The sequence below is a fragment of the Pseudonocardia sp. HH130629-09 genome (assembly GCF_001294645.1).
In the GTDB taxonomy this organism is placed as follows: Bacteria; Actinomycetota; Actinomycetes; order Mycobacteriales; family Pseudonocardiaceae; genus Pseudonocardia.
Map to the genome: position 1 here is coordinate 4,241,237 of NZ_CP011868.1, position 23,489 is coordinate 4,264,725.

Here is a 23,489-nt window from a genome sequence, read left to right on the forward strand (position 1 = left end):
CTCAGTTCTTCTTGACCGTGACGGTCTCCTGCTCGACATCGTCCTCGTCGAGGGCCTCGGCGGCCCTCTCCTTGGGGACGACCGAGGAACCGTCGGAGGCGGTGAACTCGTTGCGCTTGAACTCGTCGACGGCCTTGGTCAGCGTCTCGACGGCGTCGTCGGAGAGCTTGCCGGTGTCGGTGATCTCGTTCAGCGCACCCGAGGCGTGGCGGCGGGAGTACTCGCGGAACTCCGCCTCGAAGCGCTGCACGTCCGCGACGGGCACCGAGTCGAGCTTGCCGGAGGTGCCCAGCCAGATCGAGACGACCTGGTCCTGCACCGAGACCGGCGCGTACTGCGCCTGCTTGAGCAGCTCGACCAGGCGCTCGCCACGGCCCAGGGCGGCGGCCGAGGCGGCGTCGAGGTCGGAACCGAACGCGGCGAACGCCTCCAGCTCGCGGTACTGCGACAGGTCCAGCCGCAGCGAGCCCGAGACCGTCTTCATGGCCTTGATCTGCGCCGAGCCACCGACCCGGGAGACCGAGATGCCGACGTTGATCGCCGGGCGGACACCCTGGTTGAACAGGTCGGACTCGAGGAAGACCTGGCCGTCGGTGATCGAGATGACGTTGGTCGGGATGTAGGCCGACACGTCGTTCGCCTTGGTCTCGATGATCGGCAGACCGGTCATCGACCCCGCGCCGAGGGCGTCGGAGAGCTTCGCGCAGCGCTCGAGCAGACGCGAGTGCAGGTAGAAGACGTCGCCCGGGTAGGCCTCGCGGCCCGGCGGGCGGCGCAGCAGCAGCGAGATCGCGCGGTAGGCCTCGGCCTGCTTGGACAGGTCGTCGAACACGATCAGGACGTGCTTGCCCTGGTACATCCAGTGCTGCCCGATGGCCGAGCCGGTGTACGGGGCGAGCCACTTGAAGCCGGCCGGGTCGGACGCGGGGGCGGCGACGATCGTCGTGTACTCCAGCGCACCGGCGTCCTCGAGGGACTGCCGGACGCCGGCGATCGTGGAGCCCTTCTGGCCGATGGCGACGTAGATGCAGCGGACCTGCTTCGTCGGGTCGCCCGACTCCCAGTTCTCCTTCTGGTTGATGATCGTGTCGACGCAGACCGCCGTCTTGCCGGTCTTGCGGTCGCCGATCACCAGCTGGCGCTGGCCGCGCCCGATCGGGGTCATGGCGTCGATCGCCTTGATCCCGGTCTGCAGCGGCTCACCGACGGACTGGCGGTCCATCACGCCGGCCGCCTGGAGCTCGAGCACGCGGCGGGCGTCGCTCTCGACGTCACCGAGGCCGTCGATCGGGTTGCCCAGCGGGTCGACGACCCGGCCGAGGTACCCCTCGCCGACCGGCACCGAGAGGACCTCGCCGGTGCGGGTGACCTGCTGGCCCTCCTCGAGGCCGGTGTAGTCGCCCAGGACGACCGCACCGATCTCGTTCTGCTCGAGGTTCAGGGCGACGCCGCGGACGCCGCCCTCGAACTCGAGCAGCTCGTTGGTCATGGCCGAGGGCAGTCCCTCGACGTGGGCGATGCCGTCACCGGTGTCGGACACGATCCCGACCTCGCGGCGGGACGTTCCGCTCTCCAGCGACGAGACGTAGCTGGAGATCGCACTCCGGATCTCCTCGGAGGAGATCGTCAGCTCTGTCATGGCTGCGTCGTTCCTTCTCTCGAACGGGGTCTTCGGGTCGTTCCGCCGGGGTCCGGCGGTCACTCCGAAGCAGGTCAGCTGGGCAGGGACCGGCGAGCCGTGGCGAGTCGACCCGCCACGCTGCCGTCGATGACCTCGCCGCCGACCTGCACGACCAGGCCTCCGAGGAGGCTCCGGTCGAGCTCGACCTGCAGGGAGATCGTGCGGCCGTACATACGGCCCAATGTCTCGGCGAGCCTGGTCTCCTGCTCGGAGGAGAGCTCGACGGGTGTGCGCACCTTGGCGACCGAGCGGTCCCGGCGGGCCGCCGCGAGCTCGGCGAGCTCCTCGGCGACGACGTCGAGGTGCCGGCCGCGGGGCAGCCGGACCGACTCGCGGAGGAGGGTCGCGGTGACCGGGTAGACCTTCTCGCCGAGCACCGAGTCGAGGAGCTGGACGCGCCCCTCGACCGGACGCGCGGAGTCGCCGAGCAGGCCCGCCAGCTCCGGCTCGCGGGCCACGATCCGGCCGAACCGGAACAGCTGGTCCTCGACCTCGTCGAGGGAGCCGTTGCGGTCCGCGATCGCGATGGCCGCGCGGCGGGCCAGGCCCTCCGCACCGGTGACGATGTCGCGGGCGGTCGACCAGCGCTTGCGCACCAGCTCGGAGACCAGGTCCACGGTCGGCTGCGAGAGCTGGGACCCGAACAGCCGGCGGACCAGGTCCACACGGGAGTCCTCGGGGGACGACGCGTCGGCCAGCAGACGCCGGACGGAGCGCTCGGAGTCCAGGAACCGGGCCACCGCGAACAGCTCGTCCGCGGTCGTGGTCAGGTCCCGGGCCGACGCGGAGTCGGTCCAGGAGTCCAGCCGCTCGGTCAGCACCGCGAGGGACTCACGGCTGGCGGGCTGCAGGACAGCCGCCATCAGTTCGCCCCGCTCCGCTGGGCCACGCCCTGCTGGTCGAGCTCACCGAGGAACGAGTCGATCGTCGCGGAGCGACGCGAGTCGTCGGCCAGCTGCTCGCGCAGCAGGCGCTCGGCCAGCTGGACCGACAGGCCCCCGACCTCGTTGCGCAGGGCGCGCTGGGCGGCGTCGCGCGACGCGGCCACCTGCTCCTCGCCACGGGCCTTGATGCGCGCGGCCTCGGCCTCGGCCTCCTCGCGGAGCTCGGCCTTGATCTGCTGGCCCTCGGCCCGGGCGTCGTCGCGGATGCGCGCCGCCTCGGCCCGGAGGCCGGCCAGCTGCTCCTCGTACTCCTTCTTCAGCCGGTCCGCCTGCTCCTGGGTCTCCTGAGCACGCTTGAGGCCGCCCTCGATCGCATCGGTGCGCTCCTCGTAGAGCGACTCGAAGCGGGGGACCGCGAACTTCCAGAGCACGACGAGCAGGATCGCGAACGCGACCACACCGAGGACGAGCTCGTCGAGGTGCGGGAGAATCGGAAGCGGCTGTTCGGCGGCGAGAATCAGTTCCACCGTGTGTCCTTCCCTGACATGGCCGCCGGTACCGGGACCGGCATGAGAGTGATCTGCCGGCTCTTACTGCGCGATGAAGAAGAGCACCAGGCCGATCAGCATGACCAGCTCGGCGAGAACGAAGGTGGTCCAGCCGATGCCCATCAGCTGGCCGCGGGCCTCCGGCTGGCGGGCGGTGCCGCTGATGACGGCCGACCAGATCAGGCCGACGCCGATACCGGCGCCGATGGCCGAGGCGCCGAACCCGATGGCTGCGAGGCCCGGGTTGATGTTGGCGGCTTCCTGGGCCAGAACCTGGGTGACGTTCACTTCGGGTTTCCTTCCGTCGGGTCCGCGGAATGCGGGTCGTTCGGTGTATCGGCCCGGGCGGGCCGGCGGATGAAGCAGGTGGTGCGAGCGCGGTGCCGGCGGCACCGGGGTCTCGGTGGTGCGGTCAGTGGTCCTCGGAGATCGCCGCGCCGATGAAGACGGCGGCGAGCAGGGCGAAGACGTAGGCCTGGATGACCTGGACCAGCGCCTCCAGGAACGTGAACGCGATCCCGGCGGCGAACACCACCGGGGACGCGATGACGAGCGCGGAGCCCGCCGACAGCAGGAACGCCGCACCCACGGCGGTCAGGGCGAGGATGAGGTGGCCGGCGAACATCGCGGCGAACACACGCAGTGCCAGCGAGAGCGGCTGCACCAGGAACTTCTGCAGCAGCTCGATCACGATGATCAGCGGCGCGATGAAGACCGGGACGCCCGGCGGGAGCGCGGCGTGCTTGATGTAGCCGAAGAACCCGTGCTTCTTGAACCCGGCGTAGTGGTAGAAGACGTAGACGAACAGCGCCAGCGCGATGGGGAACCCGATCCGCGACAGCGTCGGGAACTGGATGAACGGGACGATCGCGAAGATGTTGTTGACCAGGATGAAGCTGAACAGGCCGAGGATCAGCGGGATGTACCGCTTGAACTCCTCCGAGCCGATCTGGTCACGCGCCATGGTGTTGCGCGGGATGTTGTAGAAGGACTCCAGCCCGAACTGGAATCGGCTCGGCACGATGGACAGCTTGCGCGTGCCCAGCGTGAAGACGGCCGCAACGATGATCAGCGACAGGACCGCCAGCACCATCGGCTTGGTGACGGCGCCGAAGATCGGCGGGTACTCGAACAGACCTGCGCCGGGCGGAGTGAACTCCTCGGCCGCCAGTACCAACGTGCCCAATGGGGGTCCTTCCGGTGCTCCCGCTCCGCATCCACGCGGAACGGGGGATCGCCTGCAAGGTGCCTCGTGATGCGATGTGTTTCCGGGCGACCGGGTCGAAACACCGGAAGTCACCCACATCGCCTACGTGGCGGATGCTATCAGCCGTACTTCTACACGACGTCGGGGGCTCGCACCCACCTCACCAGCGCGTTCGCCCGACGAAACGATCTTGATCGGGCCCGGCGGGCCGCCTCCGGTGATTCACCGTTAACTCGCCCGCGGGTCGCCGCCCGGTCATCCGCCGGACGCGCCCGCCCGACCCCGTGGACGCCTCCGCGGGCACCACAGGAACGGACGAATCGGTCGTCGAACCCCAGGTCAGGCATCTGTGGACCCCGGATCGGTGCCGATCAGGATCTGGAGCTTCTGCCCCGTCCAGGCCTCCGCCGCCGTGGTCGTGATGAAGACGACGAGCATCGTGACGGCCAGTGACATGCGGTGCAGCCCCGGCCCACCCCCGAGGGTGAACAGGGCGAGCAGGAGGATGATGGCCTTCAACGCGAGGCCGCCGAATGCGGCCAGCATCACAGCGCCGGGCTCGAGATGAGTCGTCCGCAGCATCAGCATCGGCGTCAGCAGGGCCGAGCCGGTCGCCAGCAGACCGCCGAGGGCCGCCGCGGACAGGCCGGGGACCCCGGCCGCGATGACCCCGCCGACGGCGCAGACCACCGTGGTGGCCACGCCGACCAGGGCGGCACCGCGGGCCATCGACCCCGACAGCCGCCGTACGACCTGCGCCTGGCCGAGCGCGGGACCGTCGTACTCCACGGTTCCCCAGCGGTCCCATCGCCACACGGTGCGTCCGCCTCCCGGCTCACCGGCCGCCCCACCAGCGGGTACGGCTCCGCGCACACGGTAACCGGCGGGTCCGACACCTCGACCGGCGCCGTCGCGGTCGGCACCGTCGCGGTCCCCACCGGCACCGGTCGCAGCCGGCACCGTCGCGGTCTCGGCCGTCCGTCCGGCGGCCGGACCGCCGCGGGACGGACAGCGTTCGTGACCGAGGACACCTGAGCCCCTGGCCAGGGCGGACGGGACGGGTGGTCAGGCGTCGCCGTCGTGACCGGGGTGGTGCGCCGGGGTGGGGACGGTCGGCTGGTCCCCCGGTGCCGCGGCGGGGCGGGCGCGGTGGCCGTCGGAGTTCCCGTCGCCCCGGGGGTGCTGCGGGCCGCGGGCGCCGTCGGGACGCTGGCCCGCAGCTCCGGGGACCCCCGGGTCCGGTGCGGGCGGGCCGCCGGACGTGCGCGGCATCGTCGGACGGACCGGGACCGGCCGCGACGGGGGCGGTGGGGTGGGCGGGCCGGCGGCGTGCGGCGCCGGCGCGACGGGCGTCGCGGGGGCCCGTGTGCCGGGTCCGACCCGGGCCGCACCACGGGCGCCCGCGGGGCGGTGCACGCCACGGGGCCACGGCTCGGGCCCGGCGGCGACGTTCCCGCCCGGCACGACCCGTCCGGGCACGGGCCGCGTGGTACGCCCCTGCGACCCGGTGCGGTCGGCAGCGGCAGCGTCCGCCGCCGTGTTCGCGCCCGGGCGACGGTCGGCGGCTCCGTTCGCGGCAGGGTTCCCGGCGGAACGACGATCGCCGGCCCCGTTCGCCGCCGGCCTCCCGGCCGAACGACGGTCGGCGGGGCCGTCCGTGGCTGCGTTCGCGCCGCTCCGATGGCCGGTGGCGCCCGTCGCGGCCGGGCTGCCGCCGGAGCCGGGACCGTCCGTGGTCGGGCTCCCGCCGGACCGGTGGTCGTCGACGTCGGAGGTGGGCAGGTCGTCGGTCGAGGCGATCGCCGTCTGGCCGGCGGGGGACGCCGCCGCGGAGGCGCTGCGCATCCGCGACCGGTGCGGCACGGCCGAGGCCACGAACGCCACCGCCAGCGCGATCCCGGTCGCGGCGAGCACCAGCCCGGTGCGCGGGACCAGGGCGAGTGCGACCGCACCGAAGGCGATCACCGCGACCCACAGGTAGACCAGCAGCACCGCGCGCCGGTGGCTGTGCCCGACCTGCAGCAGCCGGTGGTGCAGGTGCATCTTGTCCGGGCTGAACGGGCTGGTCCCGGCCCGGGTGCGGCGTACGACCGCCATGAGCAGGTCGAGCGACGGGATGAATACGATCCCGACCAGCACGATGACCGGGGAGACCAGGGCCAGGATGTTCCCGGCCGCCGTGTCGTCGGGCGGGATCCGGCCCGAGGCGGTCGTGATCGCCGCGGAGAGCATGACCCCGACCATCATCGAGCCGGTGTCGCCCATGAAGATCCGGGCCGGGTGGAAGTTGTGCGGCAGGAACCCCAGGCAGGACCCGGCGAGAACCACCGCGATCAGCGAGGGCACGAACGCGGCCGGGTCGTTGCCGTTCTTGCTGATGAGACCGACGCAGAACACCGCGGTCGCCAGCGTGGTGATCAGCCCGATGCCGGCGGCGAGCCCGTCGAGTCCGTCGACGAAGTTCATCGCGTTGACCAGCACCACGGTGACCAGCACCGTCATGAGCACCGACTGCCCCTGCCCCAGCAGCAACAGCGAGCCGCTGAGGAAGGACTCGCCGCCGATGGGGATCCACACGGTCACCCACTGCACGCCGTAGAGCACCAGCAGCCCGGCCGCTGTGACCTGGGCGGCGAACTTGGTGAGGGCGTCGAGGTCGTAGCGGTCGTCGAGCATCCCGACGCCGACCAGCAGCGCGGTCGCGACGACGACCCCGACCACCTCGGTGCTCTGCTCGAAGTAGGCCAGCCGCAGGGCCGGGAGCTGCAACGACAGCAGCAATCCGGCCAGCACCCCGCCGAACATCGCGAGGCCGCCCCACCGCGGGGTCGGGGTGACGTGCACGTCCCGTCCCCGCGGCCAGGCGACCGCACCGACCTTCAGCGCCAGCATCCGGACCGGCCCGGTCAGCAGCAGCGTGGCGCCGGCGGCGACCAGCCCGACGAGCAGGAGCTCCCGGATGGGGAGTCCGTACGTGAACTGGTCAGTCGGCACGTCGCGAGCGCCTCTCCGCCTCCGCCGTGGGTCTCAGGTCACCCCCGAGGGTAGGCCGGTGCCTTCGCGACGAGTGCGGTGACCGCCTTCGCGACGTCGGCGAGCTCGGCGTCGCCGGTCGCGGTGTCGTGCTCGGCCTTGACCGCGCGGGCCAGCAGGGCGCCGACCTCGGCCATGTCGGCCTCGTTCATCCCCTGCGTGGTGACGCTCGGCGAGCCGACCCGGATGCCGGACGGCTTCATCGGCGGCGCCGGGTCGTAGGGGATCGCGTTCTTGTTCAGCGTGATGCCGGCACGGTCGCAGCGGGTCTCCGCCTCGGAGCCGGTGACGCCGATGGGCCGCAGGTCCAGCAGGGCGAGATGGTTGTCGGTGCCGCCGGAGACGGCGCGCATGCCCTCGGACTCCAGGCTCTTCGTCAGGGCCCGGGCGTTCGCGATGACCTGGCGGGTGTAGGCCTGGTACTCCGGCTGCGCCGCCTCCTTCATCGCGACGGCCTTCGCCGCGACCGCGTGCATCAGCGGGCCGCCCTGGGAGAACGGGAAGACGGCCTTGTCGATGGCCTTCGCGTGCTCCTCACGGCACAGCACCATGCCGCCGCGTGGGCCGCGCAGGACCTTGTGCGTGGTGGCGGTGACGACGTCGGCGTAGGGCACCGGCGACGGGATGGCCTTGCCGGCGACCAGTCCGATGAAGTGCGCGGCGTCGACCATGAGCTTGGCACCGACCTCGTCGGCGATCTCGCGGAACACCGCGAAGTCGATCAGGCGCGGGTACGCGGTCGCCCCGGCGATGATGATCTTCGGCTGGTGCTGCTTGGCCAGGTCGCGGACCTGGTCGTAGTCGATGACCTCGGTGTCCTCCCGGACGGTGTAGGACACCGCGTTGAACCACAGGCCGGAGAAGTTGACCTTGCTGCCGTGCGTGAGGTGGCCGCCCTGCTTGAGGTCCATGGCCAGCACGGTGTCGCCGGGCTTGGCGAACGCGGCGTAGGCGGCGAGGTTCGCGCTCGCGCCGGAGTGCGGCTGGAGGTTGGCGTGCTCGGCGCCGAAGAGCTCCTTGGTCCGGGCGTTGCCGATGTTCTCGGCGACGTCGACGACGCCGCAGCCGCCGTAGTAGCGGCGGCCGGGGTAGCCCTCGGCGTACTTGTTCGACAGCGTCGACCCGAGGGCGGCCAGCACCGCCGGGCTGGTCAGGTTTTCGCTCGCGATGAGCTGCAGTCCGCCGCGCAGGCGCTCGAGCTCGTCCAGCACGACGCCGGCGATCTCGGGGTCCTGCTGCTGCAGTGCGTGGAAGTCCGGTCCCCAGAAGGTCTGCTCGCTCACGCCGGGACACGCTACCCGCTGCCATCCCCGCAGGCTGCGGCCGTGCAGGCGTGATCACACCCGCGTGCGACCCGGATCAGACCCGGTCGATCTCCTGGCCGACGACCTCCTCGACCTGCTCGGCGGTCACCCCGCCCTCCCGCAGCAGGCGCGGACGTGCGCCGGTGAGGTCGACGATGGTCGAGGCGACCGGGTCGCCGGACGGGCCGCCGTCGAGGTAGACCTGCACGGTCGAGGCCAGCTGGGTGATCGCCTCGGTCACGTTGGACGCCGGCGGGTTGCCCGAGGTGTTCGCGCTCGACACCGCCATCGGCCCGGCCTCGCGCAGCAGCTCCAGCGCGACCGGGTGCAGCGGCATGCGCAGCATCACCGTGCCGCGGGTGCTACCCAGGTCCCAGGCCAGCGACGGCGCGTGCTCCAGGACGAGCGACACCTCGCCCGGCCAGAACGCCTCGATCAGGGCCCGCGCGGACTGCGGGACCGTCGACACGAGACCGTCGATGGTGGTCCAGGAACCGACCAGCACGCCGACCGGCATGTCCGGACCGCGCCGCTTGGCGGCGAGCAGCGCGCGCACGGCGGTGCCGTTGAACGCGTCGCAGCCGATGCCGTAGACGGTGTCGGTGGGCAGGACGACCAGCTCACCCGCCCGGACGGCGCGCGCGGCGGCGGTCAGACCACGCGTGCGCTCGGCGGGGACGCTGCAGTCGAACAGCGGCTGGGTCTGCGGTGCACTCACGGTTCGCGAGGATACGACCGCGCCGCGGGCAGCCGCGGGGCGGCTCGCATCCGCGCGGGTCAGGGGCAGGGGACGCGGCGGGCGGTGACGAAGCGCGGGCGACCGGTGAGGTCGTCGTGCTCGGTGACCTCCCCCAGCGTGCGACGGCGGCGCAGCAACGCCGGGACCGTCTCGCCGTGGGTGTCGTCGTGCTCGATCGCGAGGTGTCCGCCGTGCCGCAGCCATCCGCTGGCGCCGCGGACGACGGCCTGGATGATCTCGGTGCCGTCGGGACCGCCGAACACCGCGCCGGGCGGGTCCCAGCGCTCCACCTCCGGCGGCACCGGCGTCCCGTCCGGGACGTAGGGCGGGTTGCAGACGACCAGGTCGACCGCACCCTCCAGCTCGATGAGCAGGTCGGTCCACCGGACGTCGGCGACGTGCAGGGTCACCGGGCGCCCGCCCGCGGCGACGTGCGCGTCGAGGTTGCGCCGGGTCCATGACAGCGCCGACGGGTCGGCCTCCAGTGCGTGCACCTCGGCGTCGGGCCGCGACACCGCGAAGGCCAGCGCGAGCGCGCCGGACCCGGTGCACAGATCGAGCACCCGGGGGCGGTGCACGTCGCGGATCGCGGCGAGGCCCCACTCCAGCAGCAGCTCGGTCTCCGGGCGCGGGGTGAACACCCCCGGCCCGACGGCGACCTCGACCGGGCCGAGCACCGCGGTGCCGAGGATGTGCTGCAACGGTTCGCGGGTGGCGCGGCGGGCGACGAGGGCCTGCAGCCGTTCGACGACCGGCGGGTCCACCAGCGGGGTCATCAGCAGCGTGGACCGTGACGAGCCGAGCACGTGCGCGGCGAGCAGCTCCGCGTCGACGCGCGGGGACGCGACTCCGGCGGCCGCCAGGGTGCGCTCGGCCTCCGCGATCGCCACCCGGAGCGGCAGCCGGCTGCCGGCCGCCGGGCTCGTCGTCTCGGTCACGCGTCCAGTGTCGCGGCTGCGGGGCGCGGGGACACCGCAGGTGACCGGTGCATCACCTGAGCGGGGGATCATCACTCCTGCTCCTGCTCCCCCGCCATGGCCTCGGCACGCTCGGCCGCGGTCAGCGCGGCGAGGACGTCGGCCAGGTGGCCGTCGAGGACCGCGGACAGGTTGTAGGCCTTGAACCCGACCCGGTGGTCGGAGATCCGGTTCTCCGGGTAGTTGTAGGTGCGGATCCGCTCGGAGCGGTCCACCGTGCGGACCTGCGAACGGCGCTGCTCCGAGGCCGCCTCGGCCGCCTCGGCCTCGGCCTTCGCCTGCAGCCGGACCCGCAGCACGTCCATCGCACGGGCCTTGTTCTGCAGCTGGGAGCGCTCGTTCTGGCAGGTCACGACGATGCCGGTCGGCAGGTGCGTGATCCGCACCGCGGAGTCGGTGGTGTTGACGCTCTGCCCGCCGTGGCCCGACGCCCGGTAGACGTCGACCCGGATGTCCGCGTCGTTGATCTCGACGTCTCCGGCGTCGTCGGTGTCGGGGAAGACCAGGACGCCCGCCGCGGAGGTGTGGATGCGGCCCTGCGACTCGGTCACCGGGACACGCTGCACGCGGTGCACGCCGCCCTCGAACTTCAGCGCGGCCCACGCCCCGTCGACCGGGTCCTTGCTGCGCAGCGACAGGGTGATGTCCTTGTACCCACCCAGGTCGGACGGGGTGGAACCGAGCACCTCGACCTTCCAGCCGCGGCTCTCGGCGTAGCGGGTGTACATCCGCACGAGGTCCCCGGCGAACAACGCGGACTCCTCGCCGCCCTCACCGGACTTGACCTCCATCAGGACGTCGTCGCCGTCGTGCGGGTCGCGCGGGCGCAGCAGCTCGGTCAGCTCGGTCTCGAGCTCGACGATGCGGGTGTCCAGGGCGTCGGCCTCGGCGGCGAAGGTGCGGTCCTCGGCGGCCAGCTCGCGGGCGGCGTCGCGGTCCTCACGGACCTGAGCGAGCTCGCGGGCGCAGCGCACGACCGGCCCGAGCTCGGCGTAGCGACGGCCGAGCTTGCGGGCCTGCGCCTGGTCGGAGAGGACGCTCGCGTCGGCGAGGCGCTGCTCCAGCTCGGCGTGCTCGTCGAGCAGGGCGTCGACCGACTGCGTGCTCATCGGTGGCTCCTTCGAGGCGCTGGGGCGGGAACGCGAAACGGCGCCCGCCTCCTCGCATGCGGCGAGGCGACGGGCGCCGTGTCGGGAGCTACTTGGCGGCGCGCTCGCGCTTCCCGTAGCGGGCCTCGAAGCGGGCCACGCGGCCACCGGAGTCCAGGATCTTCTGCTTGCCGGTGTAGAACGGGTGGCAGGCGGAGCAGACCTCGACGCTGATGGCGCCGTTGTTCTTGGTGCTGCGGGTGGTGAACTGGTTGCCGCAACCGCAGGTGACCTGGGTGTCGACGTACTGAGGGTGGATTCCCTCGCGCATGGCTCTCTCCTCATCGTTGGCCGCCGGGTCCCTGGTAGGACCAGGGTGAACCGGTGCCGGGAAGCTGACGGTCCATTCAACCATCCGGGCCCCGGTGGAATTCCCACCGGGGCCCGGACGGCGCGGCTCGGACTAGTCCTCGTCCTTGCCGGGGGTGTTCTTGGCGACCTGCATCAGGAACTCGATGTTGGTCTTGGTCTTCTTGAGCCGGCTGAGCACCAGGTCGAGGGCCTGCTGGTCGTCGAGCGCGGCGAGGACGCGGCGGAGCTTCACCATCACCGCGTGCTCGTCGGGCGACATCAGGAGCTCCTCCTTGCGGGTGCTCGAGTCGCCGACGTCGATGGCCGGGAAGATCCGCTTGTCGGCGATCTTCCGGTCCAGCTTGAGCTCGGCGTTGCCGGTGCCCTTGAACTCCTCGAAGATCACCGTGTCCATCGTGGACCCGGTCTCGACCAGCGCGGTCGCGAAGATGGTGAGCGAGCCACCGTCCTCGATGTTGCGCGCCGCGCCGAGGAAGCGCTTCGGCGGGTAGAGCGCCGTGGAGTCGACACCGCCGGACAGGATCCGGCCCGAGGCGGGCGCGGCCAGGTTGTAGGCGCGGCCGAGCCGGGTGATGTTGTCCAGCAGAACGACGACGTCGTGCCCCATCTCGACCAGGCGCTTGGCCCGCTCGATGGACAGCTCGGCGACGGCGGTGTGGTCTGCCGGCGGGCGGTCGAAGGTCGAGGCGATGACCTCGCCCTTCACCGACCGCTGCATGTCGGTGACCTCCTCGGGCCGCTCGTCGACGAGGACGACCATGAGGTGGCACTCGGGGTTGTTCGTGGTGATCGCGTTCGCGATGTTCTGCATGATCGTCGTCTTGCCCGCCTTGGGCGGGGAGACGATCAGCGCACGCTGCCCCTTGCCGACCGGCATGATCAGGTCGATCACGCGGGTGGTCAGCTGCGACGGGTCGGTCTCCAGGCGGAGCCGCTCGTTGGGGTAGAGCGGCGTCAGCTTGGTGAACTCGGGCCGGTTGCGCGCGGCCTCCGGGTCCCGCCCGTTGATCGAGTCGACGCGCACCAGCGGGTTGAACTTCTGCCGCTGCTGCTCGCCCTCGCGGGGCTGGCGGACGGCGCCGGTGATGGCGTCGCCACGCCGCAGGCCGTTCTTGCGGACCATCGACATCGACACATAGACGTCGGTCGGGCCGGAGAGGTAACCGGTGGTCCGGACGAACGCGTAGTTGTCGAGGATGTCCACGATGCCGGCGACCGGCAGCAGGACGTCGTCGTCGCGGATCTCGGTGTCCACGCCGCCGCCGGCGCCACCACCGGTGCGCTCGCGGTCCCGGCCGCGACGGCGGTCGCGGAACCGGCGACCGCGGCGGCCGCGGCCGTCACCGTCGTCGCCGTCGTCGTCGCGGAAGTCGTTCCGGTCGGCACCCCGGTCGTTGTTCCGGTCGTTGACGCGGTCGCCGTTGCGGTCGTTGTTCCGGTCGCCACGGTTGTCGCCGCGGTCGCCGGTCCGGTCGTTGTTGCGGTTCCCGCGGTTGCCGCGTCCGGAGTCGTCGCCGTCGCGGTTGCGTCCGCCACGGCCGTTGTCGCCGTTCGCGCCGTTGCCGCGGCCGTTGTCCTCGCGGCCCTCGCCGTTGCGGTCGCCACCGCGCTCGGTGTTGCGGTCGGTGTTGCGGTCGGTGTTGCGGTCGGTGTTGCGGTCGGCACCGCGGCCGCGACGGCGGTCGCCGTCGGAGCCGGTGTCGTCGCCGTCGGCGTCGCGACGGGCGTCGCGCTGGCCGGCGTCCCGCTGACCCGCGTCGGACGCGGTGTCCTTCGCGATGTCCTTCGGAGCGTCCTTGGGGCCGGCGTCCTTCTGGCCGTTGTCGTCGCCCTGGCCGCGGCGGCGGGTCCGGCCACGACGGCCGGCGCCGTCGGCGTCCTCGCGACGCTCCTCGGCCGGGGCCGGGGTGCTCTCGGCCTGCGCCGGCGCACTCGCGGCCGGAGCGGCCTGCTCGGGCGCGGCGGCCGGGGCGCTCTCGGCGACGGCCGGGGCCGCACCGTTGCCGGACGACGTGCCGGAGGCGGCGTCGGTCGCGGTGGCGTCGGGGGCGCCTGCCGGCCGTGTCGCCGCACGGCGACGACGGGTGCGCGGCGCGGGTGCCTCGGCCTTCTCCGCAGACTGTCCGCCCTGGTCACCGGCCTGCTCGGCGGGTGCCGAGGGGGCGGCCGGCGCAGCGGCGCCGTTGCCGGCGGGAGCCGCGGCGGTGTCGCCGAGGGCGAGCTGCGACGCGTCCGCGCCGTCGGAGCCGGTGGCGGCGGCGGGGTCCGCCTTCGCCTTCGGCTTCTTCGCGGGGGCCGCCGCCGCTCCGCCCTGACGCTCCTTGATGGCCGCGATCAGGTCGCCCTTGCGCATGCCGGAGATGTCGGGGACGTTCAGCTCGGTGGCCAGCTGGCGCAGCTCGGCCAGCACCATGCCGGACAGGCCGCCGCGTCGGCGGGGCGCCGCCTCGGCAGACGCGGTCCCGGTACCGGCGAGATCGGTCTCGCTCACAGAGTTCCTTCCTGACCGACCCGGTTACCTGTCCAGGTCAGGGGATGTCACACGCTCGGCCGATACGGAGACCCCGTATCGGCAGCATTCACAGATGGAGTCCCACGACGACGTCGCGGGAGTCAGGCCGCCGTTCGGGATTCCGAGTCCAATTCAGAAAGGAGATCGGGCGAGCGGGCCCGGCCGCAAGACTACGCCGATGTCGCGTGGATCGCCATGCGCGGTCGAGACTAGTCCGTACACCCCGGGGCGGCAACAACCCCCCTCGGACGACGCGCCGACCCACGGGGTCGCGTACCTCACGTTCCCGGCACGGAACCGGGATCAGCGGACCTCGACGTGCACACCGGTGGTGTCGACCGGCAGCCGCTGCACCGCGAAACCGTCGGTGTCGACGCCGTCGGGCAGCGCGCCGTCGCCGGTCAGGGCCAGCACCGTCGGCCCGGCGCCGGAGATCGCGGCCGGCACGCCGTGCTCGCGCAGCGCCTCGACCAACCGCAGCGACGACGGGTACGCCGGGCGCCGGTAGGGCTGGTGCAGCCGGTCCTCGGTGGCCGCCATGAGCAGGTCGGGCCGCCGGGTCATCGCCAGCACCGCCAGCGCGCAACGGCTGCCGGTGAACGCGGCGTCGGCCAGTGGGACCTGCTCGGGCAGCAGCCCGCGGGTGGTCTTGGTCGAGGACTCGACGTCGGGCACACAGGCGACCGGGTGCACGTCGGGGTGAACCTCCAGCTTCTCGGCGTGGAAGCGCCGGGCCGACCCCGCTGCCTCCCAGGCCACCACGAACCCGCCGAGCAGGCTGGCCGCGGCGTTGTCGGCGTGGCCCTCCATCCCGGCCGAGAGCTGCAGCAGCGCGTCGCGCTCCAGCTCCGGGTCCCGCCCCGCCAGGACGGCCGCGGCCGTCACCCCGGCGACGGCGGCCGCCGCGGAGCTGCCGAGACCGCGCGAGTGCGGCACCGCGTTGAGGCAGCGCAGCCGCAGCCCCGCGGGCGCCCCGCCGAACGTCTCGAAGGCCAGGCGCATCGCCCGCAGGACCAGGTGACGCTCGTCACGGGGGACGTGTCGGCAGCCCTGCCCCGCGACGTCGACGAACAGCCCCGGCGTCTCGAAGGTCTCGACCTCGATCTCGTCGTACAGCGCCAGGGCCATGCCGAGGGAGTCGAAGCCGGGGCCCAGGTTGGCCGTCGACCCCGGCACCCGCACCAGTACCCGCGTCGGGCGGCCCATCAGGCCAGCTCGAGCGCCGCCGCGACCGCGCCGGGGTCGATCGGCACGATTTCCGGGTCCGGCGCGGTGAGCAGGGCGGTGTCGGGGTCCTTGAGGCCGTGCCCGGTCACCGTGCACACCACCAGCGAGTCCGCCGGCAGGGTGCCGTTCTCCCGGCTCTGCAGCAGCCCGGCGACGCTGGAGGCCGACGCCGGCTCGACGAACACGCCCTCCTGCGCGGACAGCATCCGGTAGGCGGCGAGGATCTCGTCGTCGGTGACGGCGGCGAAGCGCCCGTTCGACTCGTCGCGGGCGGTGGTCGCGCCCTTCCACGAGGCGGGGGCGCCGATCCGGATGGCGGTCGCGATCGTCTCGGGCTCGCTCACCGGGGCGCCGTGCACCAGCGGGGCGGCACCGGCGGCCTGGAACCCGAACATCCGCGGCAGCGCGTCGACGATGCCGTCGGCGTGGTAGCCGCGGTAGCCGTGCCAGTAGGCGGTGATGTTGCCGGCGTTGCCGACCGGCAGGCAGTGCACGTCCGGGGCGCGGCCCAGCTGGTCGCAGATCTCGTAGGCGGCCGAGGCCTGCCCGGCGATCCGGGTCGGGTTCACCGAGTTGACCAACGCGATCGCCGGGTAGTCGGCGGTGGTCTTGCGGGCCAGCTCCAGGCAGTCGTCGAAGTTGCCGTCGATCTGCAGGATCCGGGCGCCGTGTGCGACGGCCTGGGCGAGCTTGCCCAGCGCGATCTTCCCGGTCGGTACGAGCACCGCGCAGGTCATCCCGGCACGGGTCGCGTAGGCGGCCGCCGACGCCGAGGTGTTGCCGGTGGAGGCGCACAGCACGCTGGACTTGCCGTCGGCGAGCGCGGCGGTGACCGCCATCGTCATGCCGCGGTCCTTGAACGAGCCGGTCGGGTTGGCGCCGTCGACCTTGAGGTAGACCTGGCAGCCGGTCCGCTCGGACAGCCGCGGGGCCGGGAGCAGCGGCGTGCCGCCCTCCCCCAGGGTCACCACGGTCCAGTCCGGCTGCACCGGCATCCGGTCGCGGTAGGCCTCGATGACACCCGGCCACTGGCCGGGCGGTGGCGGCGCGACCGCGCCGGTCACCTGGGTCACCGGACCGAAGGGACCGGAAGCGGGCCCCCGGACTCCTCGCACGCTGCCCGTCACGACCGGCCCACTCCCTGATCCCTCGTCGGTGGTCATTCGCCCATACCCAGTGCGCTCACCGCGCGGCCCAGGCCCTCGACGCGCAGCACCCCGGCGACGCCGAGGACGTGGTCGAGGTCCAGCAGCGCCGACACCGTCGCCGACAGCGCGGCCTCCGGCGCCGAGTGCGTGACGACCGTCAGCCGGGCCTGGCTACGGTCCGAGCCGTCGGCCCGGTCCACCGAGCCGTTCACGCCGCCGGTCTGACGCACCGCCGCGATCGACACGCCCTGCTGCGCGAACTCGCCGGCGATCGCGGCGAGCACGCCCTCGCGGTCGGCCACCTCGAGGTCGACGTGGTAGCGCGTCGGCACCTCGCCGATCGGGCGCACCGGCAGGCTGGCGTAGGCCGACTCGCGCGGCCCGCGGCCGCCGCCGACCCGGTTGCGGGCCACCGCCACGAGGTCGCCGAGCACCGCGGAGGCGGTCGGCGCGCCGCCGGCGCCCTGGCCGTAGAACATCAGCTGGCCGGCGGCCTCGGCCTCGACGAACACAGCGTTGAAGGCGCCGTCGACGCCCGCCAGCGGGTGCGAGTCGGGGACCATCGCCGGGTAGACCCTGGCGGAGACCGACTCGGCCCCGTCGGCCGCGACGACGCGCTCGCAGATGGCGAGCAGCTTGATCGTGCAGCCGAGCCTGCGGGCGGCCGCGACGTCGGACGCGCTCACCTCGCGCATGCCCTCGCGGTGCACGTCGGAGGCGGTGATGCGGGTGTGGAACGCCAGCGACGCCAGGATCGCGGCCTTCGAGGCGGCGTCGTAGCCGTCGACGTCGGCGCTGGGGTCGGCCTCGGCGTAGCCCAGCCGGGTCGCCTCCTCCAGCGCATCGACGTAGGAGGTGCCGCCCGCGGACATCGCCGAGAGGATGAAGTTCGAGGTGCCGTTGACGATACCGGCGACCCGGGTGATGCGGTCCCCGGCGAGGGACTCGCGCAGCGGGCGGAGCAGCGGGATCGCCCCGGCGACCGCGGCCTCGTAGTAGAGGTCGGCGCCGGAGGCGTCGGCGGCCTCGGCCAGCGTCGGGCCGTCCTCGGCGAGCAGCGCCTTGTTCGCCGTCACGACCGAGCGGCCGGACTTGAGCGCCTCGAGCAGCCAGCCGCGGACCGGCTCGATCCCACCGATGACCTCGACGACGGCGTCGACGTCGTCGCGCGTCACGAGCTCGCCGGCGTCGGTGGTCACCAGGTCCGGGAAGTTCTCGGTCAGCCAGGGGTGCCGGTGCGGTCGTCGCACGGCGACCCCGGCCAGCTCGATGCGGGCCCCCACCCGCGCGGCCAGCTCGTCGGCCTGCTCGGTGATGAGCCGGACCACCTCGGTGCCGACGGTGCCGCAGCCCAGCAGTGCCACCCGGACGGCGCCGGTCTCGCTCGCCACGTGTCCTCCTCGCGTGCACGCACCCCTCGGGCGCGCTCCGATCATTCCTGGTCGGACGGGTGCGGACGGGTCCGGGTGGTGGTTCTCACCCGGCTGCGCTCACACCTCGAAACGGAACTGGTCCTCCAGTGTCTCGCGTCGCAACAGGGTCCGGTCGACCCCGTCACGCACCGCGACGACAGCGGGGCGCGGCAGCCGGTTGTACCCCGACGCCATCGCGTAGCAGTAGGCCCCCGTCGCCGCGACGGCCAGCAGGTCGCCCGGCGCGAGGTCGGCCGGCAGCCAGCAGTCGCGCACCACGATGTCACCCGACTCGCAGTGCTTGCCGACCACCCGGGACAGCACGGGGGTGTCCCCGCCGGGCACCGAGTCGCGCCCGCTGGCGCGGGACACCAGCCGCACGTCGTACTCCGCGTCGTAGAGGGAGGTGCGGATGTTGTCGCTCATCCCGCCGTCGACGCTGACGTAGCGCCGCGAGTACCCGCCGAGCGGGACGTCCTTGACGGTGCCGACCTCGTAGACGGTCACGGTGCCCGGCCCGGCGATGGCCCGGCCCGGCTCGACCGCGATCGCCGGCACGTCCAGCCCGGAGGCGGCGCACTCGCGCTTGACGATCGCGCGCAGCTCCTCGGCCAGCGCCGGCATCGACAGCGGGGTGTCGCCCGGCCGGTAGGCGATGCCGATGCCGCCGCCCAGGTCCAGCGTCCGCAGCGCGGTCAGGTTCTCGCCGCCGTGCTCGGCGTGCAGGTCGGCGAGCACCTTCACCACGCGGCGGGCGGCGGCCTCGAACCCCTCGGTCTCGAAGATCTGCGAGCCGATGTGGCTGTGCAGCCCGACCAGGTTCAGGTGGCTCGCGGCGAGGACGCGGCGGGCGGCCTCCAGCGCGGGCGAGTCCTTCTGGTCCTGGCTCGCGATGGAGAACCCGAACTTCTGGTCCTCGTGCGCGGTGGCGATGTACTCGTGGGTGTGCGCCTCGACGCCGACGGTGAGCCGGATCAGCACCGGCGCGACGGTGTCCCGCGCGGCGGCGACGTCGGCGAGCCGGGCGATCTCGTCGAAGGAGTCGACGACGATCCCGCCGACCCCCGCCTCGACCGCGGCGTCGAGCTCGGCGAGCGACTTGTTGTTGCCGTGCAGCGCGATCCGCTCGGGCGGGAACTCCGCACGCAGTGCGACGGCCAGCTCACCGCCGGAGCACACGTCCAGCGACAGGCCCTCCTGCGCGACCCAGCGGGCGATCTCGGTGCACAGGAACGCCTTCGCCGCGTAGTGCACGGCCTGCGCCCCGAACGCCGCGGCGAACTCGGCGCAGCGGCCGCGGAGGTCGTCCTCGTCGAGCACGAACAGCGGGGTGCCGTGGGTAGCGGCGAGATCGCGCACGTCGACCCCGGCCAGGCGCAGCGCGCCGTCCTCACCGCGGGCGGCGTGCCGCGGCCAGACCGCCGGGGCCAGCTCGTCGAGCGCCGCGGCGCTCTCCGGGCGGGGCCCGGCCGACTCCGGTGCAGGGGTGAGGCCCGCGTGCATCGGGCCTGCGGGGTGTGCCCTCATGTCACATCCGTTCCGGGGCGTCGACACCGAGCAGCGCGAGGCCGTTGGCGAGCACCGTGCGGGCCGCGACGCAGAGCGCGAGCCGGGCCCGGTGCAGGTCGGAGACCTCCTCGTCGCCCTGGGGCAGGACGCGGCAGGAGTCGTAGAACTTGTGGTAGGCGCCGGCGAGCGACTCCAGGTAGCGGGCGACCCGGTGCGGCTCGCGCAGCTCGGCGGCGGTCCGCACGACGTCACCGAACTCGCCGAGGGTGCGGATCAGGTCGCCCTCGCGGGCATGGGACAGCAGGCCGTAGTCCTCGCCCGGGGTGATCCCGAGGTCGGCGGCGTTGCGGGCCAGCGAGGACAGCCGGGCGTGCGCGTACTGGACGTAGAACACCGGGTTCTCACTGGTCCGGCTGGCCAGCAGGTCCAGGTCGATGTCCAGGCCCGAGTCCACCGACGAGCGCACCAGCGAGTACCGCGCGGCGTCGACGCCGACGGCCTCCACCAGGTCGTCCATCGTCACGACGGTGCCGGCACGCTTGCTCATCCGGACCGGGACGCCGTCCTTGACCAGGTTGACCAGCTGTCCGATCAGGACCTCGACGACGGCCGGGTCGTCCCCGAACGCGGCCGCGGCGGCCTTGAGCCGGGCGACGTAGCCGTGGTGGTCCGCGCCGAGCATGTAGATGCACAGGTCGAACCCGCGGGCCCGCTTGTCGCGCAGGTAGGCGATGTCGCCGGCGATGTAGGCGGGGCGGCCGTCGGACTTGATGACGACGCGGTCCTTGTCGTCGCCGTGGTCGGTCGAGCGCAGCCACCAGGCGCCGTCGGACTCGTAGAGCGAGCCCTTCTCCTTCAGCGCGGCGACGGCGGTCTCCACCGCGCCCGAGTCGTGCAGCGACTGCTCGTGGAACCACACGTCGAACTCGACGCGGAACTCCCCCAGCTTCTGCTTGATCTCGGTGAACATGAAGCCGACGCCGACCCGGCGGAACACCTCGTCCCGCTCGCTGTCGGGCAGCTCCAGCGCGCCGGGCTCGGCCGCGACGACCCGCTGGGCGATCTCGGCGATGTAGGCCCCGCCGTAGCCGTTCTCCGGGGCGGGCTCACCCTTCGCGGCCGCGACCAGGGAGGCGACGAACCGGTCGATCTGGGCGCCGGCGTCGTTGAAGTAGTACTCGCGGGTGACCTTCGCGCCGCGCGCGGTCAGGACCCGGCCCAGCGCGTCGCCGACCGCGGCCCACCGGGTCCCGCCCAGGTGCAGCGGTCCGGTCGGGTTGGCGGAGACGAACTCCAGGTTCACGTTGCGCCCGGCCAGCTCGTCGCCGGTGCCGTAGCCCGCGCCCGCGGCGAGGACCTCCCCGACGATCGCGCCCTGCGCGTCGGCGGCCAGGCGCAGGTTGATGAACCCGGGCCCGGCGATCTCGGCGCTCGCGACGCCGTCGCGGGTGGCCAGCTCCTCGGCCAGCCAGGTCGCGAGCTCGCGCGGGTCGACACCCGCCTTCTTGGCGGTGCGCAGCGCGATGTTGGTGGCGTAGTCGCCGTGGTCGGGGTTGCGGGGACGCTCGACACCGGCATCGGCCGGCAGCGCGGAGACGTCCAGGTCGCGTCGGAGCAGCACGTCCCGCGCGACGTCACGGACCAGGTCGGCGAGCACGTCGGGATTCACCAGCGGGATTCTACGGAGGGACCCCCGGCACCCTCATGCAGGTATCCGCACCCCGACCGGCGACGATGCGGGGCGTGACGTCCCCTTCCACCGACCGGAGTACCCGCGCCCCCGTCGTCTCCGGGGCGCTCGCCCTGCTGCTCGGGGCGGTCCTCGTCGCAGTATCGGTCGGCTACAACCGGGGCAGCCTCGTGCCGCCGCTGGACGACGTCTACATCCACCTGCAGTACGCCCGGCAGTTCGGCGACGGCGAGCCGTTGCGCTACCAGCCCGGCGCCGAGATCACGACGGGCGCGTCGAGCCTGCTCTGGATGGTGCTGCTCGGCGCCGCGCACGCGGTCGGGCTCGACGGCCGGTGGCTGCTCGCCGTCGCCGTGGTGGGCGGGGTCGTCGGGGTCACCTGTGCGGCGGGGTTCACCTCGGCCGCCGCGACCCGGCTCGGCGGGCGCGCGGCCGGGTGGTGGGCGGGGCTGCTCACCGCGCTGTGCGGGACGCTGCTGTGGGGCGGGGCCAGCGGCATGGAGGTGGGGCTGCTCGCGGCGCTGGCCACCGGGACGCTGCTGTCCTACCTGCGCGAACGTCCCCGGTTCCGCGCGACGCCGGTGGTCGCGGCGCTGTTGGCCCTCACCCGGCCCGAGGGCTTCCTGCTCGCCGCCGCGTTCACCGCCGCGATGGCGTGGACGCTGCTGCGCCCGGCCCCGGGCCCGGCCGCGCGGGCGGGGCGTCCGTGGGGACGGCTCGCGCTCGTCGCCGTGCCGGTGGTGGTGTTCGCCGGGCAGCTGCTGCTGTACCGGGTGCTCACCGGGACGTCGCAGGCCAACGGCGTGCTCGCCAAGTCGTGGCTGCACACCGGGTTCCTGCGCCAGCCGCTGGAGATCGCCGACCACGTGCAGCGCAACGTCGCCGCGATCCTCGCGTCGCTGTCCGGGCTGTCCGGGCAGGACGTGCTGGCGCCGCTCGCGCTGGTGCTCGCCGTGCTCGGCGTCGCCGTGCTGGCCGCGCGCCGGGAGCGCGTCCTCGCGGTGGTGCTCGGTGGCGGCCTGGCGTCGGTGGTGCTCGCCGTCGCCACCCTGACCACGGCGATGTGGCAGGACCTGCGCTACCTGCAGCCGTTCCTGCCGTTGCTGCTCCTGCTCGTGGTGCTCGGTGCCGGGCTCGTCGGGAACCGGGCGGCGCGCACCGGGCTGCTCGCGGTGGTGCTGCTGTTCACCCTCGCCGCGACGCCGGCCTGGGCGCTGCGGCTGGGCCAGCAGGCGTCGGCCATGCGGGAGGGCCCGGTGAGCGTCGCGCAGTGGATCGCCGGCAACGTGCCGCCGGGAGACTCCGTCGCCGTCAACGACGTCGGCGCCGCGGCCTGGTTCGGCGGGCACCGCACCGTCGACATGGTCGGGCTGACCACGAACGGGATGGCCGCACCGTCGCTGAACGGGCCGGGGACGCTGTACGAGGCCCTGCGGGCACTGCCCGGGCCCGAGCGGCCGCAGTGGTTCGCGGTGTTCGACCGGTGGGGCGGGGTCCCGGTCGCCGACCTCGGCCGCGCCGGGCTGCTCGGCGCCGAGCCGGTCATCACCTTCGGGCTCGCCGGGCCGGCCCGGCCGATCTCGGCGTCCGCGCCGCAGACCTGCCAGCTCGACCGCAGCTGCGACCGGGTCAGCATCTGGCGGGCGGACTGGTCCGCCGCGGACTCCGCGCAGGCACCGGGCCTGCCGGTGCCCGGCCGGATCGTCGACCACCTGAACGTCGGGGACATGGCCGACGAGGCCGCGCACGGCTGGACGACCGACCCGCCGGTGCTCGGCGTGCAGCCGGACTCGGTGCTGGACCGCGCCGGCGTCGCACCCGGACGGCTCGTCGCCGACAGCGGCCGACACGTCGTCGGCGGGGAGACCTTCACCCTCGGCGGGACCGTCCCCGGCCGGCCGGTCACCCTGACCGGACGGATCGGCGCCGGGCCCGCGCTGCCAGGCGAGCGGACCCGGGTGGTCGCCGTCGACGTGGACGGCCGCCCCGCCGGGGAGTGGACGCTGCCGGACGCGCAGCCGTGGGCGCAGGCGTCGTTCACGGTGCCCGGCGAGCTCGTGACCGGTGACCGCATCACCGTGACCACCCGCCCGGTCGCCCCGCTGCTCGCGCCCTACCCCGACTACCGCTCCTACGGGTGGTGGGCGAGCCGGTGACG

19 protein-coding genes are annotated in these 23,489 nt (G+C 73.3%); 1 reads left to right on the forward strand and 18 read right to left on the reverse strand.

Annotation, left to right across the window (positions count from 1 at the left end; genetic code table 11):
• Position 1: 1 nt before the first annotated feature.
• The 18 genes from atpA to argS form a co-directional block, all read right to left on the reverse strand.
• On the reverse strand, positions 2 to 1,639 hold the full coding sequence (gene atpA, locus XF36_RS19505; RefSeq protein WP_060713077.1) for a F0F1 ATP synthase subunit alpha: 1,638 nt from the start codon (positions 1,637 to 1,639) through the stop codon (positions 2 to 4).
• Positions 1,640 to 1,713: 74 nt separating this feature from the next.
• The gene (locus XF36_RS19510; RefSeq protein ID WP_060713078.1) at positions 1,714 to 2,544 is read right to left on the reverse strand and encodes a F0F1 ATP synthase subunit delta; all 831 of its coding nucleotides are present in this window, start codon (positions 2,542 to 2,544) and stop codon (positions 1,714 to 1,716) included.
• Positions 2,544 to 3,092: a F0F1 ATP synthase subunit B gene (locus tag XF36_RS19515; protein ID WP_060713079.1), complete on the reverse strand. Its 549-nt coding sequence runs from the start codon at positions 3,090 to 3,092 to the stop codon at positions 2,544 to 2,546. The genes XF36_RS19510 and XF36_RS19515 overlap by 1 nt, the downstream gene beginning before the upstream one ends.
• A 63-nt stretch (positions 3,093 to 3,155) precedes the next feature.
• Positions 3,156 to 3,401, reverse strand: a complete 246-nt coding sequence (locus XF36_RS19520; protein ID WP_020621511.1) for a F0F1 ATP synthase subunit C — start codon at positions 3,399 to 3,401, stop codon at positions 3,156 to 3,158.
• Between the two features lie 124 nt (positions 3,402 to 3,525).
• The gene (gene atpB, locus XF36_RS19525) at positions 3,526 to 4,299 is read right to left on the reverse strand and encodes a F0F1 ATP synthase subunit A (RefSeq protein ID WP_020621510.1); all 774 of its coding nucleotides are present in this window, start codon (positions 4,297 to 4,299) and stop codon (positions 3,526 to 3,528) included.
• 360 nt (positions 4,300 to 4,659) lie between these two features.
• The gene (locus XF36_RS19530; protein WP_145981426.1) at positions 4,660 to 5,136 is read right to left on the reverse strand and encodes a hypothetical protein; all 477 of its coding nucleotides are present in this window, start codon (positions 5,134 to 5,136) and stop codon (positions 4,660 to 4,662) included.
• Between the two features lie 249 nt (positions 5,137 to 5,385).
• Positions 5,386 to 7,314: an undecaprenyl/decaprenyl-phosphate alpha-N-acetylglucosaminyl 1-phosphate transferase gene (locus XF36_RS35275; RefSeq protein ID WP_064485463.1), complete on the reverse strand. Its 1,929-nt coding sequence runs from the start codon at positions 7,312 to 7,314 to the stop codon at positions 5,386 to 5,388.
• Between the two features lie 38 nt (positions 7,315 to 7,352).
• The gene (gene glyA / locus XF36_RS19540) at positions 7,353 to 8,636 is read right to left on the reverse strand and encodes a serine hydroxymethyltransferase (RefSeq protein ID WP_060713081.1); all 1,284 of its coding nucleotides are present in this window, start codon (positions 8,634 to 8,636) and stop codon (positions 7,353 to 7,355) included.
• Between the two features lie 76 nt (positions 8,637 to 8,712).
• The gene (locus XF36_RS19545; protein ID WP_193393979.1) at positions 8,713 to 9,375 is read right to left on the reverse strand and encodes an L-threonylcarbamoyladenylate synthase; all 663 of its coding nucleotides are present in this window, start codon (positions 9,373 to 9,375) and stop codon (positions 8,713 to 8,715) included.
• 59 nt (positions 9,376 to 9,434) lie between these two features.
• A complete protein-coding gene (gene prmC / locus XF36_RS19550) occupies positions 9,435 to 10,334 on the reverse strand; it encodes a peptide chain release factor N(5)-glutamine methyltransferase (RefSeq protein WP_060713082.1) in 900 nt (299 codons plus the stop codon).
• Between the two features lie 71 nt (positions 10,335 to 10,405).
• On the reverse strand, positions 10,406 to 11,482 hold the full coding sequence (prfA, locus tag XF36_RS19555; RefSeq protein WP_060713083.1) for a peptide chain release factor 1: 1,077 nt from the start codon (positions 11,480 to 11,482) through the stop codon (positions 10,406 to 10,408).
• 88 nt (positions 11,483 to 11,570) lie between these two features.
• Entirely contained in the window at positions 11,571 to 11,792 is a 222-nt protein-coding gene (gene rpmE, locus XF36_RS19560) for a 50S ribosomal protein L31 (RefSeq protein ID WP_020623493.1), read from the reverse strand.
• A 132-nt stretch (positions 11,793 to 11,924) separates the two neighbouring features.
• Entirely contained in the window at positions 11,925 to 14,324 is a 2,400-nt protein-coding gene (rho, locus tag XF36_RS19565) for a transcription termination factor Rho (RefSeq protein ID WP_414706201.1), read from the reverse strand.
• 324 nt (positions 14,325 to 14,648) lie between these two features.
• Complete coding sequence (gene thrB / locus XF36_RS19570) at positions 14,649 to 15,551, reverse strand: homoserine kinase (RefSeq protein ID WP_060713084.1); 903 nt, start codon at positions 15,549 to 15,551, stop codon at positions 14,649 to 14,651.
• Complete coding sequence (gene thrC, locus XF36_RS19575) at positions 15,551 to 16,567, reverse strand: threonine synthase (RefSeq protein WP_238589352.1); 1,017 nt, start codon at positions 16,565 to 16,567, stop codon at positions 15,551 to 15,553. The genes thrB and thrC overlap by 1 nt, the downstream gene beginning before the upstream one ends.
• A 164-nt stretch (positions 16,568 to 16,731) precedes the next feature.
• Positions 16,732 to 18,111 (reverse strand): homoserine dehydrogenase, encoded by a 1,380-nt coding sequence (locus tag XF36_RS19580; RefSeq protein WP_060713085.1) that lies wholly within the window; start codon positions 18,109 to 18,111, stop codon positions 16,732 to 16,734.
• 99 nt (positions 18,112 to 18,210) lie between these two features.
• Positions 18,211 to 19,659, reverse strand: coding sequence for a diaminopimelate decarboxylase (gene lysA / locus XF36_RS19585; protein WP_060713086.1), 1,449 nt, complete (start codon positions 19,657 to 19,659; stop codon positions 18,211 to 18,213).
• Between the two features lies 1 nt (position 19,660).
• Positions 19,661 to 21,310: an arginine--tRNA ligase gene (argS, locus tag XF36_RS19590; RefSeq protein ID WP_060713087.1), complete on the reverse strand. Its 1,650-nt coding sequence runs from the start codon at positions 21,308 to 21,310 to the stop codon at positions 19,661 to 19,663.
• A 74-nt stretch (positions 21,311 to 21,384) separates the two neighbouring features.
• Between argS and XF36_RS19595 the strand changes: the two genes are divergently transcribed.
• Entirely contained in the window at positions 21,385 to 23,487 is a 2,103-nt protein-coding gene (locus tag XF36_RS19595) for a hypothetical protein (RefSeq protein WP_060713088.1), read from the forward strand.
• The last annotated feature ends 2 nt before the right edge of the window (positions 23,488 to 23,489 follow it).

Coding starts and splice junctions, on each gene's coding strand:
- lysA (WP_060713086.1), bottom strand. CDS start 19,659: ATGAGGGCACACCCCGCAGGCCCGATGCACGCGGGCCTCACCCCTGCA.
- thrB (WP_060713084.1), bottom strand. CDS start 15,551: ATGGGCCGCCCGACGCGGGTACTGGTGCGGGTGCCGGGGTCGACGGCC.
- atpA (WP_060713077.1), bottom strand. CDS start 1,639: ATGACAGAGCTGACGATCTCCTCCGAGGAGATCCGGAGTGCGATCTCC.
- prfA (WP_060713083.1), bottom strand. CDS start 11,482: ATGAGCACGCAGTCGGTCGACGCCCTGCTCGACGAGCACGCCGAGCTG.
- rpmE (WP_020623493.1), bottom strand. CDS start 11,792: ATGCGCGAGGGAATCCACCCTCAGTACGTCGACACCCAGGTCACCTGC.
- XF36_RS19510 (WP_060713078.1), bottom strand. CDS start 2,544: ATGGCGGCTGTCCTGCAGCCCGCCAGCCGTGAGTCCCTCGCGGTGCTG.
- thrC (WP_238589352.1), bottom strand. CDS start 16,567: ATGCCGGTGCAGCCGGACTGGACCGTGGTGACCCTGGGGGAGGGCGGC.